The sequence below is a fragment of the Enterobacter genomosp. O genome, assembly GCF_001022965.1.
GTDB lineage: Bacteria > Pseudomonadota > Gammaproteobacteria > Enterobacterales > Enterobacteriaceae > Enterobacter > Enterobacter cloacae_L.
The window spans coordinates 1-17,533 of sequence record NZ_LECZ01000021.1 but is presented as its reverse complement, the minus strand read 5'-3'; the positions used below and the strand labels follow the sequence as shown (position 1 = coordinate 17,533).

The 17,533-nt window shown below is 56.5% G+C and carries 12 protein-coding genes; 3 read left to right on the top strand and 9 right to left on the bottom strand.

What is annotated here, in order from left to right:
* Positions 1–107 precede the first annotated feature (107 nt).
* The 6 genes from bcsC to bcsR are packed head-to-tail and all read right to left on the bottom strand — an operon-like array spanning position 108 to position 10,680.
* Positions 108–3,590, bottom strand: coding sequence for a cellulose synthase complex outer membrane protein BcsC (gene bcsC / locus ABR39_RS02640; protein ID WP_047345654.1), 3,483 nt, complete (start codon positions 3,588–3,590; stop codon positions 108–110).
* On the bottom strand, positions 3,572–4,678 hold the full coding sequence (gene bcsZ / locus ABR39_RS02635) for a cellulose synthase complex periplasmic endoglucanase BcsZ (RefSeq protein WP_047345653.1): 1,107 nt from the start codon (positions 4,676–4,678) through the stop codon (positions 3,572–3,574). Before bcsZ ends, bcsC begins: the two co-directional genes overlap by 19 nt.
* A 6-nt stretch (positions 4,679–4,684) precedes the next feature.
* Positions 4,685–7,105, bottom strand: a complete 2,421-nt coding sequence (bcsB, locus tag ABR39_RS02630) for a cellulose biosynthesis cyclic di-GMP-binding regulatory protein BcsB (protein WP_047345652.1) — start codon at positions 7,103–7,105, stop codon at positions 4,685–4,687.
* Between the two features lie 10 nt (positions 7,106–7,115).
* Positions 7,116–9,731 carry a UDP-forming cellulose synthase catalytic subunit gene (gene bcsA, locus ABR39_RS02625; protein ID WP_047345651.1) on the bottom strand — a complete coding sequence of 872 codons (2,616 nt, stop codon included), beginning with the start codon at positions 9,729–9,731 and terminating at the stop codon, positions 7,116–7,118.
* Positions 9,728–10,480: a cellulose biosynthesis protein BcsQ gene (gene bcsQ / locus ABR39_RS02620; RefSeq protein WP_047345650.1), complete on the bottom strand. Its 753-nt coding sequence runs from the start codon at positions 10,478–10,480 to the stop codon at positions 9,728–9,730. The genes bcsA and bcsQ overlap by 4 nt, the downstream gene beginning before the upstream one ends.
* A gap of 11 nt (positions 10,481–10,491) precedes the next feature.
* On the bottom strand, positions 10,492–10,680 hold the full coding sequence (gene bcsR, locus ABR39_RS02615; RefSeq protein ID WP_008503237.1) for a cellulose biosynthesis protein BcsR: 189 nt from the start codon (positions 10,678–10,680) through the stop codon (positions 10,492–10,494).
* Between the two features lie 175 nt (positions 10,681–10,855).
* Between bcsR and bcsE the strand changes: the two genes are divergently transcribed.
* Genes bcsE through bcsG form a run of 3 tightly spaced genes read left to right on the top strand, consistent with a single transcriptional unit; the run spans position 10,856 to position 14,281 of the window.
* A complete protein-coding gene (gene bcsE / locus ABR39_RS02610) occupies positions 10,856–12,418 on the top strand; it encodes a cellulose biosynthesis c-di-GMP-binding protein BcsE (protein WP_047345649.1) in 1,563 nt (520 codons plus the stop codon).
* Positions 12,412–12,609 (top strand): cellulose biosynthesis protein BcsF, encoded by a 198-nt coding sequence (gene bcsF, locus ABR39_RS02605; protein WP_047345648.1) that lies wholly within the window; start codon positions 12,412–12,414, stop codon positions 12,607–12,609. The genes bcsE and bcsF overlap by 7 nt, the downstream gene beginning before the upstream one ends.
* Positions 12,602–14,281: a cellulose biosynthesis protein BcsG gene (gene bcsG, locus ABR39_RS02600; RefSeq protein ID WP_047345647.1), complete on the top strand. Its 1,680-nt coding sequence runs from the start codon at positions 12,602–12,604 to the stop codon at positions 14,279–14,281. Before bcsF ends, bcsG begins: the two co-directional genes overlap by 8 nt.
* A 59-nt stretch (positions 14,282–14,340) precedes the next feature.
* On the opposite strand, the gene ABR39_RS02595 is transcribed toward bcsG, so the two are convergent.
* The 3 genes from ABR39_RS02595 to murB are packed head-to-tail and all read right to left on the bottom strand — an operon-like array spanning position 14,341 to position 17,337.
* Positions 14,341–15,333 (bottom strand): glycosyl hydrolase family 8, encoded by a 993-nt coding sequence (locus ABR39_RS02595; RefSeq protein ID WP_047345779.1) that lies wholly within the window; start codon positions 15,331–15,333, stop codon positions 14,341–14,343.
* 16 nt (positions 15,334–15,349) lie between these two features.
* On the bottom strand, positions 15,350–16,312 hold the full coding sequence (gene birA, locus ABR39_RS02590) for a bifunctional biotin--[acetyl-CoA-carboxylase] ligase/biotin operon repressor BirA (protein WP_047345646.1): 963 nt from the start codon (positions 16,310–16,312) through the stop codon (positions 15,350–15,352).
* Positions 16,309–17,337 (bottom strand): UDP-N-acetylmuramate dehydrogenase, encoded by a 1,029-nt coding sequence (gene murB / locus ABR39_RS02585; protein ID WP_047345645.1) that lies wholly within the window; start codon positions 17,335–17,337, stop codon positions 16,309–16,311. The genes birA and murB overlap by 4 nt, the downstream gene beginning before the upstream one ends.
* Positions 17,338–17,533: the final 196 nt, after the last annotated feature.

The window sequence follows — 17,533 nt, the reverse complement described above, 5'->3', positions numbered from 1 at the left end:
AAAACTCGAAGCGCAGGGGCGCACCAGGGTGTAAACCTGGCGCGCCTGAGTATACCCGATTGCTGCGCTATTAAGAGAGACTTACAAATGGATTAAGTAAAATCCGATTACCAGTCCGCGTAAGGGATAAGCGGCTGCGGCGGTAAGTCCATATCGCCCTGCCAGCCTGCGGCAGAGTAGCGTACATAGATCAGCGCATGGCTTGGGGTATAGTCCTTCGCTTCCTGAATATCCACGCCCATGCCGACAAACCAGTTAGACGTCACCCGACGTTCGATAATGGCTCGCGCGGTGTAACCGGTGCCTGAGGAACTGCTGCCGGTTTCCATCGCGCCGCGGTCGGTATAGCGGCCAGGTTCATCGGTCGGGATCAGGCTCTGGTCCGGATAGCGCAGCTCGTCTTTGGTTTTTGAATGAGACCAGGACACGGATCCCCCCAGCTCCCAGGACCAGTTCTCGGTGCGTTTACGCCAGGTCACCGGCAGTGCGAAGGAGACATACTCCTGCGGACTGTAATAGCCGCCCTGGCCCAGGGTATAACCGCTCAGGTCTTTGTCGTAGTGCCAGAGCATATTGGAGACGCCGACCGTCAGGCGCTCATTGTTTTTATTAATGAGCTTGTAGTAGTAACCCGTCATCCAGCGAACGCGCCAGTTATCCTCCACATTTTTACCCGTCAGCGTTTCCGCGTTCAGGCTTGACCAGACGCCGTGCGCCTCCCCTTTGTCGTAGCTCATGCTTACGCCGCCGCCGGTGGCGCGCACGCCGCCCCACGTGGTGCCGGTATTGGTATCTTTTTGCCCGGCGAAGGCCAGCAGAGAGCTGGAGATTGGCCGGCGATGGGCGTTAACGGTATAGCCGATGGGCCCCAGATCGCTGCTGTAGCTAACGCCCCCCACTACGTCGACGACGTCAAAGCCCATCGGCGTGGTGCCGATATCCCATGCCCAGGTTTTGTTCTGCCAGCCGACGGCAACGCTCGCGCCGTTGTCTGACTGATGGGTGTTGCCGCTACACGGTGTTGCAGAACAGGTGCCCCAGTTCGGATCGTACTTCCCATCTTTCGTCGCAAACGAACCGGCATCCATATTGACCAGATCGCTGCGGAAGAACATCCGTCCATCAGAGAGCGGCGCATCAACCTGCAACATGGTGGTATGCGCTTTCAGGTCAGAATACCCGCCTGTGCCGCTGGAGCCCCAGTAATCGTGCTGCAGCGTGACGTTAACATCCTGCTGACGGTACAGGTCGCCGGCGTCGCTGCGCACGCCGCGCTTCAGCCAGTCATCTTTTTCATCGTTACGCGTCAAACGGGTGAAACTGTCGTTGTCAGCCGGACGCGTCGTCGTAATGCCCGTCGATACCATCGCATCTTTATAGGTTTCCAGCGCCTGCTGGGGCTGGCCATTTTGCGCCTGGAAACGCGCGGCATCACGCAGCACCAGCGCGTTTTCCATGGAGGCGGGCTGCGATTTAGCCTGTGGAATAATTTTGTTGAAGGTCTGCTCTGCGGCGGCGGAATCGCCCAGGCCTGCCTGCGCCATCGCGATCCGGCGCTGCATATTGAGCGACAGCGGCTGGCCGTTTTGCGCGGAAGGCAGCTTCGCCAGCTCCGCGCGCGCGGCATCCTTGTTACCTTGCGCACTGTAGATTTCGGTCAGGCCGAGGATTGCGTCTTCGTTCTGCGGCTCGCGCTGCAGCACGGTGCTGTAGGCCGTTTTCGCCGCGTCCAGATCGCCACGCTGCTGTGCCCAGTCCGCCAGCGTGAGGTCGATACGGGTAGAGGCCGGCTGCTGGCGAAGGAGATTCTCCGCCTCCTGCTCTTTGCCGCTATCGCGCAGACGGTTGGCGGTTTCCAGCACCTGATTGCTTTGCAGGCGGTCGGCAAGCTCCTGGATATTGCCGTTCCACTGGCTGCGCGGCAGCGTGTCCAGATGCGCCAGCGCGGCCCGGTCCTGATCGTTACCGGAAAGATACAGCCCGTTGGCATAAACCTGATCCGGATCGGTTGGTTTCTGGCTGGCAAGCTGACGCATCAGGGTATCCGCCTGGCTGCGCTGGCCCGCGCTGTAGAGATCGCGCGAGAGGCGATACGTTATCCACACGTCGCCGGGAGAGAGCGCCAGACGACGACGCTGAATGTCAGCAGCCTGTGCGTATTTCCCCTGATTCTCCAGCTGTTCTGCCTGGGCGGACAGTTGCTCGTTGGTCAGGCTGCGTTCAATATCATCAATGCTGCGGCGCTGGCTGGCGGAAAGAGACTGGATAAACTGCGAGGCCTTCTCCGGCGACTGCGCGCGGTAAATCCCGGCCAGGCCGCGGACCGCATTGCTGTTGCCGCTGTCCATACGCAACGCCTGGCGGTAATAGCGTTCCGCCGCGTCGTTATCTTTGCGTGCCGCAGCGGCATCTCCCAGCCCCAGCACGGCATAGCTGTCGGTATTGTCGATATTGCGTGCCTGCTGATAGTAACGCTCCGCCTGGGCCGGATTATTCGCCTTCAGCGCCGCATCGCCCTGCTGGATCAGCAGCCAGTAACGGTTAACCTTCAGCAAACTGTCCCATTTTCCCCGGTTATCGCTCTGCGGATCGAGGGCAATCGCCTTTTCAAACTGTGCCACCGCGCGGGCGCGGTCGCCTTTCTGGGAATAAGCCTGTCCAAGGGCACCCACCGCTTCACTGTCGGCATGGTTGGCGCTGACGGCTTTTTGCAGCTCCGCCACCGCCTTGCTCCCCTGACCGGCATCCACCGCCGCCAGCCCTTCCGCTTTCGCGCGGAACGCCGGGTCAGCGAGCTGTTTTTGCTGCGCTTCAAGCTGGGCACGCGCCGCCGCAACGCTATCGCCGTCGCTGAACACGCTCAGGTATTTTTGCAGCGCGCTGACGCTGGCGCTGCTGGCAGGCTGGTCTTTGATTTGGTCATACCACATATCAGACGCCTGATTGCGGCCATTGGTGGACCGGGACATCTCCTGCAGCACCGCAAAGCCTTCATCACGGCGCCCGCTCTGGAACAGAAGCTGGGACAGCGTCGCCTGCAGCTGCGTGTTTCCGGGGCTGCTGGTATTTATTTTCTTGAGCTGGCCGATGGCCGCACTGCGGCGGGCAGGATCTTTCGCCACGACGTTCCAGTATTCCGTCGCCACATCGCCGCCCGGCGGGTTGCCGTCAAACAGCTTGTCGTAGGCGGCAATCGCCTCCTGCGTGTGTCCCGTTGTGGCGAGCAATCGCGCCTGCTGTAACTGCTGGCGGCCGTCCGGAGTGGAAAGCAGCATCGTGTTGCGCGAGGACTGGTACGCGCTCGAGCCCGGGGCGATGCCTTTCAGACGGTCCAGCTCTTTTTGCGCACCGGCGTTATCACCCTGACGCAGCAGATAGCGAAAGCGTGCGGCAATCACGTCAGGGTTGTTCGGGTCAATCAGCTCAAGGCGATAGAGCGACTGACGAACCAAATCCTCACGCTGTGTCGATTCACCCAGACGAACCTGCTCCAGCAGCTGTTTCTGCTGCGGAGAGTTGGCGGCCTGGGCCCACGGCATCAGTGCCAGGCCAAGCGATAAACTGAGTAGATTTACTGTGAACTTGCGCATTCCTGGCCCCAATCCGGTATTAATTCACCTTTAGCGGTGAAGCGAAAACGATGCTGATCCCATCCCTGACCAAAGAGAGTCAGTACGTAACTGTAATAGGCATTATTATCGGGAAAATGGTCTGCAACGCGCTGGCGCTGAACCGCCTGGGCATCGCGCTGTTGTAAAAAAGGCAGCATGGCGGCAGAGAAACCGACCGGGCCGTTACCCGTGTGTTTTCCACTCGCCACATCCATTTTCTCAGGCGGCACACCCCGTTTCATCGTCATTGCCGCCATGGGCTGGAAGCGTGCCAGCAGCGGGGCTTTCTGAGGATCTTTATCACTCATCATTCCCACCCAGAGATAAACGCGGATGGCGTCGTAGCCCCCCACCAGCGATTTATCCTGCTGTAACCGCCAGCCTCTGTTTTGCTGATACTGCACCCAGTCCGGCGAAAAACCTTTTGGCGCACTCTCCAGCAGCAGACGCAGATTGGTTTCACGAATCTGGGTCCACGGAGCACCAAAGCGCGTGAAATAACGCGCCAGCTGCGGAGGAAGATAGCTGGGATTAAAGCGCCAGGCGTGTTCATCGGCAAAACCGACTTTACCGGGAAGCAGCATTGCGCCGAGCCCCGGGACTTTCACCACTTCCTCACTGGCAATGCGTTTAAGCAGCGCCTTACCCGTGCGGGTATAGTCCGGATGTTTCCACAGCCGACCCGCTTCGAGCAGTGACCAGGCGATCCACACATCGGCGTCGGAGGCGGAGTTGGTATCAATCACCGCCCACGTTTCTTTGTCTTTCTGACCCCAGAGCCAGGCAGGCAGATGGTCGCTGAGGTTACCGCCGGCAAGATTATCACGCGTCCACGCCAGCAGCTGGTCAAACGCGTTGCGATCGTTCGCTGCCAGGGCAAAGAACAAGGCGTAGCTTTGCCCTTCAGAGGTCGTTATTTTGCGCGTGTCGCTGGGATCGATGACGCGCCCGCCCTCACTGATGTAATCCTTTTTAAACTGCTCCCAGGCAGGCCAGGTACAGGCGGCGCGAAGAGGGAGCGCCGCCAGCATCAACGCTGCTAATGCACACCAGCGAAAGGCTTTCATCACATCTTACTCATCCGGGTTCAGACGACGACGGCTGATGATTCGCAGCAGACGCCACAGTACCCATGCCAGCAAGACCACACTGACTGCCGCCAGGATAGCCAGTAGAACCGGATGGTTAGACAGCGCATACCACAGGCGTTCGAACCACGGCAGATGGCCGACGTAGTACACATCGCCCACGCGCAGGCTATTGACGCCGGACTCGCGGATCACCGACACAGAGCCAAACATCGCGGCACGTTTACCGCTGTCGTTCATGGCCGTATTAAGCAGTTCGTACCCGCGCGGGCTGTCCGCAAGGAGAGCCACCACGCTGCGCTGGTCGTTGTAAGGGGACTGGAAGCCCACCACCGCAGCCATTGCCCCCTGAGACGTTACGGTCGTCTGCGCGCTGGCCTGACGATCGTTCACATCCGGCATGATGCTCGGGAACTCGGTCTGGCGCAGCGGCGTGTTAACCCAGGACTGGGCCGCTTTCACCAGCAGATCGATGCGTTTGTCATCCTTCAGCTTGTCCGGGATGCTACCGATCACCAGAATATCAGCGTCTTTGTTCTGAATCTGGCTGCCATCGTCCGTCAACGTGACGTTAATTGCCGGCAAGCCTGTCTGCCCGCCAACGGTCGCCATGGTGTCCAGCAGGGTTGTCACCTGCCCTTCGCCTGGCGCTTTTGGCATCACAACGATGGACTCAGAGAGATCGGCCATACGGCTGAACGGGAAGCCCGCATTGGCAAAGGCGCGCAGATCCGGCATCGCCAGGAAGTGGTAGTACTTCGAGAAGTCGATGGTCGACTCATCGCCAATCACGACGTGGTTCTGCACCGGCTGGAAGGTGATGCAGTTTTCCGCCGAACCGCCAGGCATCGGGTTCATGTACTGGAAGTCAAAGCGCAGCTGGTTTATCGCGCCAAGCTTCAGAGCCGGGATAGAGACATCCGTTTTACCGTCCAGCAGACCCTGCAACACCGGCAGGCGAAGCATCAGGCGGTTAGTATCCTGCGTGCTTTGCAGGCTGAACGACTGCAGGAACTGGTTGTTCAGGCTGATATCCATGCGCGAGCTGTCTTTGGTGGCTGGCGCGGTATAACGGTAGTTCAGGTTGATATCAATGCCGTTGGTGCGCAGCAGGTAGAGATCCGGCGGCAGATTCAGCGACAGGCTAATCGGCGCGGGCTCGAGACCCGTCGCCTGCAGCTGTTCCTCATAGGTTTTCAGCTCGCCAAATGTCACCGCACGGTCGGTACGCACCCAGTTTGGCGCATCGTAAGGTTTACGGGCCAGCAGCGGCTTGACCTCATCCACCACGACGCTGTTGCCGCGGAAAAGGACGTTGCCCTGGGCAATCGCTTTTGCGGCCTGCACCAGATCTTTATCGTCACGACCAAAGACCACCAGCAGCTTCACGTACGGGTTTTCCGGGTGGCTTATCATTTCCACAGTTGGCGCTTTGACGTCCGGATGATCGCGCAGGAAGGCCGGGCGCTTCGCGTTAGTCGCAAACACAATGGCATTTCTGTCCGGCAGTTTGTCGTACATCGCCGGGAAGCTCTGACCACGCCAGCCGGCGCGTGAACCAAACCAGGAGGCCACAATGGTGGCCGCCAGCTGCTCGGTCACGTCCGGGGACGACGCAAACACCATCGGCAGAGTAAGCGGACGGTTATCACGTGGGTCGAAGAACGGAACCGGGAAGGCCGAGAGATCGTTTTTCAGCGCCAGCGACTGGTAGGTCATCTGCAGCGAGGAGTTACGCCCAACGTCCATCCACAGCGTGTTGCTGGCAGGGTTTTCGCAGACATCGCGGTAATGACCGACAAACTCCAGGCGGATACGGTTAAAGTCGGTGATGAACAGCGGGTTGATCGGCACCTGCGCCTGCGTTTTCTTACCGAGCTGCTCTTTCGTGACCGGCAGAACGTCCATCAGCTCGTCATTCAGGTAAACCTTCAGCTGAGACTGCGTCGGCAGCAGCGATGGCGACGGGGTGTATTCAAGGTTCAGCATCGCATTAGAGACGACCTCATCGCTGCGCATGCCAAATTCAATGCCGCCGTTAGGGTTGATACCACGCAGCACCATGCTGCCCGGAGGCGGTGCAATTTGCGCGAAGGTCAGCTTCACGTCCCGCGACGGCGCGTTGTCCGCGACGACGGGCGCATTCGCGCCCCGAACACCCGGCATCACCTGCCCGACGACCTGGCTGTCTGCCGGCAGGGTGTTCCCCTCCGTTGGCTGGTTCGGCATGATGTTTTCTGTTTGACCAGGTGCCGCAGTGACAACCGGATCGGTTGCTTGCGCGACGACAGGTACCGTTGGCGCAGGCGTTGCCGCTGCGTTATCAGGTGCTGCGTTAGCCATTGTTGCGGGGAACGCATTCATCCCCATTGCCACTGCACATAACCAGGAAAGTTTTGTTTTCATCGCGTTATCATCATTGTTGAGCCATAACCGGGTCCGCCTGCTTCGCCTCATCTCGCTCAGGACGACGAGGAATGAACGACACGACCCAGGAAACCAGCGAAGTAAGTGACCGGAAAATTAATTTCACCGACGACGGGGCAAATTCTGCAAGGTGACGATAGCCACGGAACCCCAGCTTCAGAATATCCAGCAGGCTTTCCAGTGGTTTATCTTCCGGGAAGCTGTCCTGCCAGAGAGCCCACGTGTCCGCGCGGGCAAACGTACACTGCACAAAATCAATATGTTGCTTTTTGGTCAACGGCATCAGCTGCAGACCAACTTCATTGCCCGCCACACGAACGACCTGCGTCGGGAAGACATACTCCTGCTGACCGCGCTTAAGCAGCAGGTTCACTTTCTGCCCTTCCAGCACCTTCGCCTGGCCGTTGATTTTGATCCCCAGACCGCCGTCAGAGAAGTCGTGTACGGTACAGGAGAAGAGATGTCCATCTTCACGGGCAATCGCCGCAGGCATGCAGATTTCAACGCGATGCGCGCGACGAACCTGTTTGCTCTCCACCGATACCGCCACCGCGCCACCGAGGATAATCAGGTTGTAGAAGACCCAGGCCATACTCACGAATACGGTCAGGATCTCGTTTTCCGGGCCGTAGAAGTAACGCCAGATACCGGCGATGACGCCTACAATATTCAGCAGTACCAGGAAGATATACGGACGGGAGATCACCCAGTCGACGTACTCCTCTTCTACCAGACCGCCCTTCGCGGTGACGTTAAATTTACCTTTGTGCGGGTTAATCAGCGCCACCATCGTCGGCGGCGCGATGTACCAGGCCAGCACCGTTTCGTAGATTTCACTCCAGAAAGAGTGGCGGTATTTACCCTGAATCTTCGAGTTCGTCAGGCTCGCGTGGATCATGTGCGGCAGAACAAACAGCGCAATCATCAGCGCCGGGGCGTAAATGATATAGGCGTGAAGGAGCAGGAACGCCAGCGGCGCGGTCAGGAAGATCAGCCGCGGGATACCGGATAAAAAGTGGAACATGGCGTTGACGTAGCAAAGACGCTGCGCCAGCTTGAGCCCTTTCCCTATCAGCGGGTTATCGAGACGGAAAATCTGCACCATTCCGCGCGCCCAGCGAATACGCTGACCAATGTGCGCCGACAGTGACTCCGTTGCCAGACCGGCGGCCTGAGGAATACGCATATAGGCGGAGGTATAGCCACGACGGTGCAGGCGCAGAGAGGTATGCGCATCTTCCGTCACCGTTTCAACGGCAATACCGCCAATTTCATCCAGCGGTTTACGGCGGATAACCGCACAGGAGCCGCAGAAGAAGGTGGCATCCCACATGTCGTTACCGTCCTGCACCAGGCCGTAGAACAGCGTGCCTTCGTTCGGGGTTTTACGGAAACGACCAAGGTTACGTTCAAACGGATCCGGCGAGAAGAAGTGGTGCGGCGTCTGCATCATCGCCAGCTCTTTCTCTTTCAGGAACCAGCCCATGGTCATCTGCAGGAACGAGCGCGTCGGCACGTGGTCGCAGTCAAAGATCGAGACAAACTCCCCTTTGGCATACTTCAGCGCGTTGTTGATGTTCCCGGCTTTAGCATGCTCGTGAGTCGGACGGGCGATGTACTCGACGCCAACTTCCTCTGCGAACTGGCGAAACGCCGGTCGGTTGCCGTCATCCAGGATCCAGACTTTAAGCTTATCCTTTGGCCAGTCGATGCCCAGCGCGGCATAGATGGTGTTCTTTACCACGCTCAGGTCTTCGTTGTAGGTCGGCACGAAGAGATCGACGGTTGGCCACTGCGTGGTGTCTTTTGGCAGCGGAACCGGCTGGCGGTTGAGCGGCCAAATCACCTGGAAATAGCCCAGTACCAGCACAATCCAGGCGTAGGTTTCAGCAAACAGCAGCACCAGGCCGCACACCAGGCTGACCGGATCGTCCCAGTTCAGGGTGGAGGTATAACGCCACCAGATATAGCGACAGGAAACGGTCAACGACAGTACGATCAGCATCAGCGCCGAGAAGCGGCCCGGAATACGGCGAACCAGCAGCGCCACGCCCCACAGCAGGATCAGGAAGGTGAACTGCGCCAGAGGGTTAAAGGGTTGCGTAATACAGACCAGCGCCAGGATGAGCGAGAACACGACGATGACGCCGAGAATAAAACGCCGCAAGCCCGGGTGGAGATGCCCGAGCTCTTTATGGTTATCCAGATGGCTGGTTTTATCGCTTACGCTGCTGGGCAGCCTGTCCAGCCACTGATGGTAGCGTTCACGTAGCTGCTGCACGCGGGAGAAGCTGCGCCAGTGCGGCGTTTTTTTCTCCGAGCGGGAGGAAGTGGTCACCAGCCAGATGGCCTGAATGAGATAGCGCGCCGGATCCAAAGGCCGCGGCCGGTCGGGATTAATGTGCGGATATAATTCACTGTGCCGTGCACGTATGTGCTGCCAGCGTGGGTGTTCGAGTGGAATGAACATCCAGGCCAGAATCATCCAGAAACAGCCGAGCGCGGCGCTAAATGCCGAAGCACCATGCCGGCGGAAATGCCGGTAACGTTCGCTCAAGCGCGAACTGACCGGTGGGATGAGTAACCAGCTGGCGAGACGACTCATACAGCGCTCCCTGCACGCTCCGCCCCGTTGGCGAAGTTCAGCAGACACCAGTTAGCCAGCGTCAGGATCTCTTCCGCAGCCAGTGAGTCGCTGCGGTATTCGCCGAGCGGTTGCTTAGACGCAAGGCATTCAGCCATGCCCTCATCACGATGAATGACAACAGGAAGCAGGCGGCGCTGGCTTTGCAGCCACACCTGATACAGATCGTCCTGGATCTGGCTGCCAATGCGTAAATCGTTAATCAGGATATGGCCGTTTTGCGGTAATCCCTGCTGATGCAGGCGGATATGGCAGTTTGCATCGACGTTGACGATCGAGAGGACATGGTCGCACTGTGCGATAAGCTGTCGGGTCAGCGTGCCGGCGCCGTGCGGCAGATCCAGCAGGATCCATTTGTACTGCCCCTTTTCTTTCAGGCTTTGCAGCGCAAGCGTGAACTGCGAAAACAAGCGCTGATATGCGGCTTCATTCTCACGTTCTGAGGTGGACAGTTGGCCAAACGGCAGTAGATCAAGCTGGGAGGTATAACGCATACCGGCATCCCGCCAGTCTTTATCATCAAGCAGCGCGCGGGCCCAGCCCTCTTCGCGGGTAAAGTCGACATTAAACGACATACGCAGCAAATTATCGGCGCAGGCGTCAATAACCAGCACCGATTCACCTAAAAGCTGTAATGACCACGCCAGCGCCGCGGTAACAGATGTGGTACCCACACCGCCACGGACGCCCTGTAATCCGAGTATGGCCATCAATGGCTCCCTTATTGTTGATGAGCGAATTCAGCTAATAACGGCCAGCGTTTAATAGCCGCGGCCAACTGTTCCCTCTGGGAAATATCGGTGTAATCTATTTCAGGTAAAGAAAAGGCCTGCGTCAGCGCCAGAAAATCATTTTGGAATGTATAGCCCAGGGTCGAGTCGACTGGGGTTCCGGGTTCGTTATTATCCATTCTTTTTCCATCCCTTTGAGGAAAATCGCACGCTAAAGAAGTTGCGGGGCTTCCTGCCCTGACAAATTTCATTTACATGCTAAATCTGATGTTCTTTAATTTCAATGTTAGGTTTATTTCTACGCTTTCGCTAGTAAACTGAGATACAGATAAATTAGACGAAAAGAGGGACACCGTGGACTCCATATTTTCTATTGGCATCCAGTCATTATGGGACGAATTGAGCCACATGCCAGTCGGAGGAGTCTGGTGGATTAATACGGACCGCAATGAAGATGCTATCAGTCTGGTAAACGAGACAATTGCTGCTCAGGATAAGGATTCCCGCGTGGCCGTCATTAGCATGGGTGAAGATCCGAAGAAAATTATCACGCTTGAAAGTGACCGCGGCCCCCAGACGGTGCGATTATTTTCCATGACATCGGAAGCCGATAGTCTATACTTTTTGTCCCGCGATGTTCAGTGCACTATTGATCCGGATCACTATCTAGTGATCCTGAAATGTGCAAATAACGTTCTGCAAAATATCCCTGCGGAAAAACTGTTGCCGTGGCTGGAAAAAATCAATAAATGGGCAAAATTTCAAAATTGCACGCTATTGATAGTCAATCCCGGCAGTAATAATGACAAGCTGTTTTCACTTTTAATGGGCGAATATCGCTCCCTGTTCGGTCTGGCAAGTGTTCGTGACCAGGTGGGCAGCTATCTCTACGATATTGCGTTCTGGTGTAATGAAAAAGGCGTAAGTGCCAGGCAACAGCTTACGCTGAAACATATTGAGGGCGAGTGGCACCTGGCGCAGCAGGAAGAAACCGTGGTGCAACCGCGCAGTGATGAAAAACGCATCCTGAGCCATATTGCAGTGTTAGAGGGCGCGCCCGCCCTGTCGGAAAACTGGTCACTGTTTGACACTAACGAAGCCCTCTTCCATGAAGCCCGCACAACCCAGGCGGCAACGCTTATTTTCTCGTTGATGCAGAATAACCAGATTGAGACGCTGGCAAGGCAAATCCACACCTTACGCCGCCAGCGCGGTAGCGCGTTAAAAATTATCGTGCGCGAAAATAATACCAGCCTGCGCGCCACCGATGAGCGCCTGCTTCTGGGCTGCGGTGCAAATATGGTTATTCCTTGGAATGCTCCGCTGTCGCGCTGCCTGACGCTTATCGAAAGCGTTCAGGGCCAGCAGTTTAGCCGCCACGTACCGGAAGATATTTCCACACTGCTCTCCATGACGCAGCCGATGAAGCTGCGCGGATACCAAAAATGGGATACCTTCTGCGACGCCGTTGGGAACATGATGAACAACACGCTCCTTCCCGCTGACGGAAAAGGGGTTATGGTTGCCCTGCGACCTGTACCGGGTATTCGCGTTGAACAGGCTCTCACCCTATGTCGCCCGAACCGTACCGGGGACATCATGACCATTGGCGACAATCGGCTGGTGCTGTTTTTGTCCTTCTGCCGGGTGAACGATCTCGATACGGCGCTTAACCACATCTTCCCCCTGCCTACCGGGGATATTTTCTCGAACCGCATGATTTGGTTTGAAGATAATTCTATCAGCGCGGAGCTGGTGCAGATGCGCGCGCTCCAGCCTGAACAATGGGCTAAACCGCTTACGATGACGAGCGATGCCAAACCGATCCTCAATGCCAGACATGATGGACACGTCTGGCGTCGGGTGCCGGAGCCCCTTCGCTTATTAACAGACAACGCGGAGAACGCACCATCATGAATATCAGCGATATCATTCAACTGGTTATCTTCTGTGCGCTGATCTTTTTCCCGCTTGGCTACTATGCACGCCATTCCATACGCCGTATCCGCGATACGGCCAGAGTGCTGTTTGTAAAACCTCGCTACGTGAAACCAGCCGGAACTCTGACACGGGCATCACACGTCAAGGCAGACCGTAAACATGACTAATTCTACCTATACCGCTTCGTCACCCTCGCCGCTCTGGCAATACTGGCGCGGCCTTTCCGGCTGGAACTTCTACTTTCTGGTGAAGTTTGGTCTGCTGTGGGCAGGCTATCTGAATTTCCATCCCCTTCTCAACCTGGTGTTTATGGCATTCTTGCTGATGCCTCTGCCGAATATCAGGCTGCATCGCTTACGCCACTGGGTTGCCATCCCTCTCGGCTTTGCGCTGTTCTGGCATGATACCTGGCTACCGGGGCCGGACAGCATTATGAGCCAGGGCTCGCAGGTGGCAGGCTTCAGTGCAGACTATATGCTTGACCTGGCTGAGCGCTTTATTAACTGGCAGATGATAGGCGCGGTCTTTGTGCTGCTGGTTGCCTGGTTGTTCCTGTCACAGTGGATCCGCGTCACGGTGTTTGTCGTCGCGATTATGATCTGGCTTAACGTGCTGACGCTGGCGGGACCAAACTTTTCGCTGTGGCCTGCCGGTCAGCCGACCAGCACGGTGACCACCACCGGGGGAAGCGCAGCGGCAACCGTTACGACGGCAGGCGATACGCCCGTGGTGGGCGATATCCCAACTCAAACTGCACCGCCGACTTCAACAAACCTGAACGCCTGGCTCTCCAGTTTCTACGCCGCGGAAGACAAGCGACAGACGAAATTCCCGGACGCGCTGCCGGCGGATGCTCAGCCGTTTGAACTGCTGGTGATTAACATCTGCTCCCTCTCCTGGGCCGACGTGGACGCCGCCGGGTTAATGTCGCACCCGCTGTGGTCTCATTTCGACATTCAGTTTAAAGATTTCAACTCTGCCACCTCGTACAGCGGCCCGGCGGCGATTCGCCTGCTGCGTGCAAGCTGCGGTCAGCCATCGCACAAGAATTTGTATCAGCCCGCCGGCAACCAGTGTTATCTGTTCGATAACCTCTCAAAGCTGGGCTTTACGCAGCATCTGATGCTGGGGCATAACGGCCAGTTCGGTAACTTCCTGAAAGAGGTGCGCGAACAGGGTGGCATGCAGGCGCCGCTGATGGATCAAACCGGGCTGCCGGTCTCTCTGCTGGGCTTCGACGGCTCGCCCGTTTACGACGATACCGCCGTACTGCAGCGCTGGCTGCAGACCATCGAAAAAGACAATAATCCGCGCAGCGCGACGTTCTTTAACACCCTGCCTCTTCACGACGGTAACCACTTCCCGGGCGTGAGCAAGACAGCGGATTATAAAGTGCGTGCGCAGAAGCTCTTTGACGAGCTGGACGCATTCTTCACGGAGCTGGAAAAATCAGGCCGTAAAGTGATGGTGGTTGTGGTACCTGAGCACGGTGGCGCGCTCAAAGGCGACAGAATGCAGGTTTCAGGCCTGCGTGATATCCCAAGCCCGTCGATTACCAACGTGCCTGCGGGCATTAAATTCTTTGGTATGAAAGCACCGCATCAGGGCGCACCGATTGAGATCGCTCAGCCAACCAGCTATCTGGCGATTTCAGAATTGGTTGCCCGTGCCGTAGACGGAAAGCTGTTTGTAGAAGACAGCGTGAACTGGGATGAACTCACCAGCAAACTGCCGCAGACGGCAGAAGTCTCCGAGAACGCCAACGCGGTGGTGATTCAGTATCAGAATAAACCGTACGTTCGCCTGAACGGCGGGGATTGGGTACCGTATCCGCAGTAACTGATTTCCTCTCACCCTAACCCTCTCCCCATTGGGGAGAGGGAATAGTCAGTGCGTTATTATTGCGCTGAAATCCACACCAGCATTTTCAAACTTGCCGAGTAGTAGTCGTCCTTAGACGTGATCTCGGGTTCTCCGGAAGACTTTCCCATCGTTAAATCGCGTACCGCCAGCAGGCCGCCTTCCATCATGTAGGGAGCATATTCGTTGGTCGTGACGTTAACCCAGGCGGGCGTTTGTTCCCGGGGGAACTGACCGAACCAGGCTTTCCACGGCGTCAGCAACGGGCTTTGTTTATCAGACCAGGCCACGTACAACGGAATACGAATCGCGTCGTAGCTCATCCTCGGTGGCCAGCCTGTGGCCGGCGCCAGCTTGCCGCCTGATGTCAGTGAAACCCAGTCAGCGGGCAGATTAGCTTTGCCCGAGCCCATTTTGCCCAGCAGGCGTTTCCCGTCCTTAATCAACTCATGCCAGACCGGTAAATGACTGCGCCCGGCAAAGGCCTGCCAGGCCGGAAAAACGAAATAGGAAGGATTAAGGACTACTTCACCCTCAAGCTTAAATCCCTCGACGCCAGGCAGCATCACGCGGTAACCCGCATAGCGGATCACGCTGTGGTCAATCAGGGCTTTTGTAATCGCATCCGATTCGGCGCTGTAGCGTTTGTCATGCCAGCGGGCATCGGCTTTTAACAATGCCCAGGCGATCAGCACATCGCCATCTGCGGCGTTGTTTTTGTCGGCGACCGGGTTGGTCTCTGCGGGGTTATAACGCCAGTAAAAGAGACCGTTCTCTTTGTTCTTCAGCTGACTGTCTGTCCATTGCCAGAGCTTATCGAACGTGGCTTTATCGTCATTGGCCACCGCCATCAGCATGGCAAAACCCTGACCTTCCGTATGTGAAACGCCGCCATTGCCGGTATCGACAATGCGGCCTTCCGGTTTGAAAAAGCGTGCCTTGTAACTTTCCCAGGCCTGACCCGCCTGCGAGAGAGGAGAAAACAGCACGCTCATCACCACAGCCAGCGTCGCGCAGACGGGTTTTCGCATCATTCACTCAATCCGGTTATTCGGCACTTCGCAGTGAAATCTCACCGCCCACCCAGGGTTTTATCATGCCATCCTGCTCCAGAAGCAGCGCGCCCTGAGCGTCAATACCGCGGGAAGTCCCGTAGATCTCTTTATCACCAATCAGCAATTTCACCGGACGGTTAATAAAGTTATCCAGCTTTTCCCAACGAGACAGGAACGGCGCCAGCCCTTCCTGTTCAAAAAGCGTGAGCGAGCTGCGCAACTCTTTAATCATACGTACGGCGAGGGTGTTACGATCGATGACAATGCCCGCCTCCTGAAGGTTAGTCCAGGCTTGATTCACCACATCATTTTGGACATTGCGCATGACCATATTGAGGCCCGCGCCAATGACGATTTGCGCCGCATCACCGGTTTTTCCCGTCAGTTCGACAAGAATACCGGCAAGTTTACGATCGTTCAGGTACAGATCGTTCGGCCATTTTACGCGCACTTTATCCGCACCCAGGTCGTGTAGCACTTCCGCCATGACAATGCCGATGACCAGGCTCAAGCCAATGGCAGCGGCCGGGCCCTGATCGAGTCGCCAGTACATGGAAAGATAAAGGTTAGCGCCAAAGGGCGAGAACCATTTGCGGCCGCGACGGCCACGCCCGGCCTGCTGATATTCAGCAACACAGGCATCGCCGGATTTCAGCTCAGGTAAGCGATCCAGTAGATACTGGTTCGTCGAATCAATCACAGGCAGCACCGCAACATTGCCGTGTCCAATCTGGCTGCGGATCGCTTCTTCATTCAGCAATTGAATAGGTTCCGGCAGGCTGTACCCTTTTCCGGGTACCGTAAACACATCGACACCCCAGTCGCGGAGCGTCTGAATATGTTTATTGATGCCGGCGCGGCTCATGCCCAGCTGCTCACCCAACTGCTCGCCAGAATGAAACTCACCGTCAGCGAGGATGCTAATCAGTGTTAAGGGGATGGTATTGTCTTTCACGCGATGGCCTCCACGGCATTGACTTCACCAGTGCGGCCAATGAAGCGGACTTCCGGCTCCAGCCAGACGTCAAACTTTTCGCCCACGCGCTGGCGAACATCATGTGCCAGCTGTACAACATCATCGCTGGTCGCATCGCGCTGATTAATCAGTACCAGGGCCTGCTGTTGATGAACGGCGGCACCTCCGACTGACGTGCCTTTTAGCTGACATTGATCGATAAGCCAGCCCGCAGCCAGCTTCACGCTGCCATCCGCCTGAGGGTAATGTGGCGCAGTTGGCCATCCTTCAAGAAGGACTTTTGCATTTTCGCTGCTGATAACCGGGTTTTTGAAGAAGCTTCCTGCATTTCCATTGATTTTTGGATCGGGAAGCTTGGTCATCCGCATATGGCAAACTGAGTCAAAAACGTCGCGGGGGGTCACGGTAGCCGGATCGAGACGCGTTAAATCACCGTAGGTCAGAACGGGCTGCCAGTTCTTTGACAGACGCAGCCCCACGGAGACGATCGCGTAGCGATCCTGATATTCATGTTTGAAGATACTGTCACGATAGCCAAAACGGCACTGTTCAGCTGTTAAACGCTTAGCTGTTCCGGTCGCCAGTTCGATGCAGTCGACATATTCACAGACGTGTTTCAGTTCGATGCCGTAGGCACCGATGTTTTGAATAGGTGACGATCCGGCGCAGCCAGGAATAAGTGCGAGATTTTCCAGCCCCGGCATCCCTTTTTCGAGGGTAAATTGCACCAGATGATGCCAGTTTTCTCCGGCCCCCACGTGCAGGTGCCAGCTATTAGTACGCTCTTCTACATCAATTCCCATGATGCGGTTAACGATCACCGTTCCCGAAAAATCTTCAAGAAACAGGACATTACTTCCTTCGCCCAGAATCAGTACAGGTTCATTATTTTCTGTTGCGCTTTGCCATGCGTTCAGCAACTGCTGTGCGGTTTCGGCACGTACAATGTTCTTAGCATTCCGTTGAATGCCAAAGGTATTCCAGGGCTTAAGGGAGTGGTTCATAGACGCTATCCTGATGCAAAAACGCAGGTAGTTTACCGTATAAGCAGGGGATTGGGGGATTAGTTTGTGCAGCGTAGAAACGCAAAAAGGCCATCCTTGCGGATGGCCTCTTCACTTAATTGATGCCTGGCAGTTCCCTACTCTCACATGGGGAGACCCCACACTACCATCGGCGCTACGGCGTTTCACTTCTGAG

Bases quoted from the DNA above. Each gene is read 5' to 3' on its own strand.
- bcsB (WP_047345652.1), bottom strand. From the start codon at position 7,105: ATGAAAACAAAACTTTCCTGGTTATGTGCAGTGGCAATGGGGATGAAT.
- bcsQ (WP_047345650.1), bottom strand. From the start codon at position 10,480: ATGGCCATACTCGGATTACAGGGCGTCCGTGGCGGTGTGGGTACCACA.
- bcsC (WP_047345654.1), bottom strand. From the start codon at position 3,590: ATGCGCAAGTTCACAGTAAATCTACTCAGTTTATCGCTTGGCCTGGCA.
- bcsR (WP_008503237.1), bottom strand. From the start codon at position 10,680: ATGGATAATAACGAACCCGGAACCCCAGTCGACTCGACCCTGGGCTAT.
- bcsZ (WP_047345653.1), bottom strand. From the start codon at position 4,678: ATGAAAGCCTTTCGCTGGTGTGCATTAGCAGCGTTGATGCTGGCGGCG.
- bcsA (WP_047345651.1), bottom strand. From the start codon at position 9,731: ATGAGTCGTCTCGCCAGCTGGTTACTCATCCCACCGGTCAGTTCGCGC.
- murB (WP_047345645.1), bottom strand. From the start codon at position 17,337: ATGAACCACTCCCTTAAGCCCTGGAATACCTTTGGCATTCAACGGAAT.
- bcsG (WP_047345647.1), top strand. From the start codon at position 12,602: ATGACTAATTCTACCTATACCGCTTCGTCACCCTCGCCGCTCTGGCAA.
- ABR39_RS02595 (WP_047345779.1), bottom strand. From the start codon at position 15,333: ATGCGAAAACCCGTCTGCGCGACGCTGGCTGTGGTGATGAGCGTGCTG.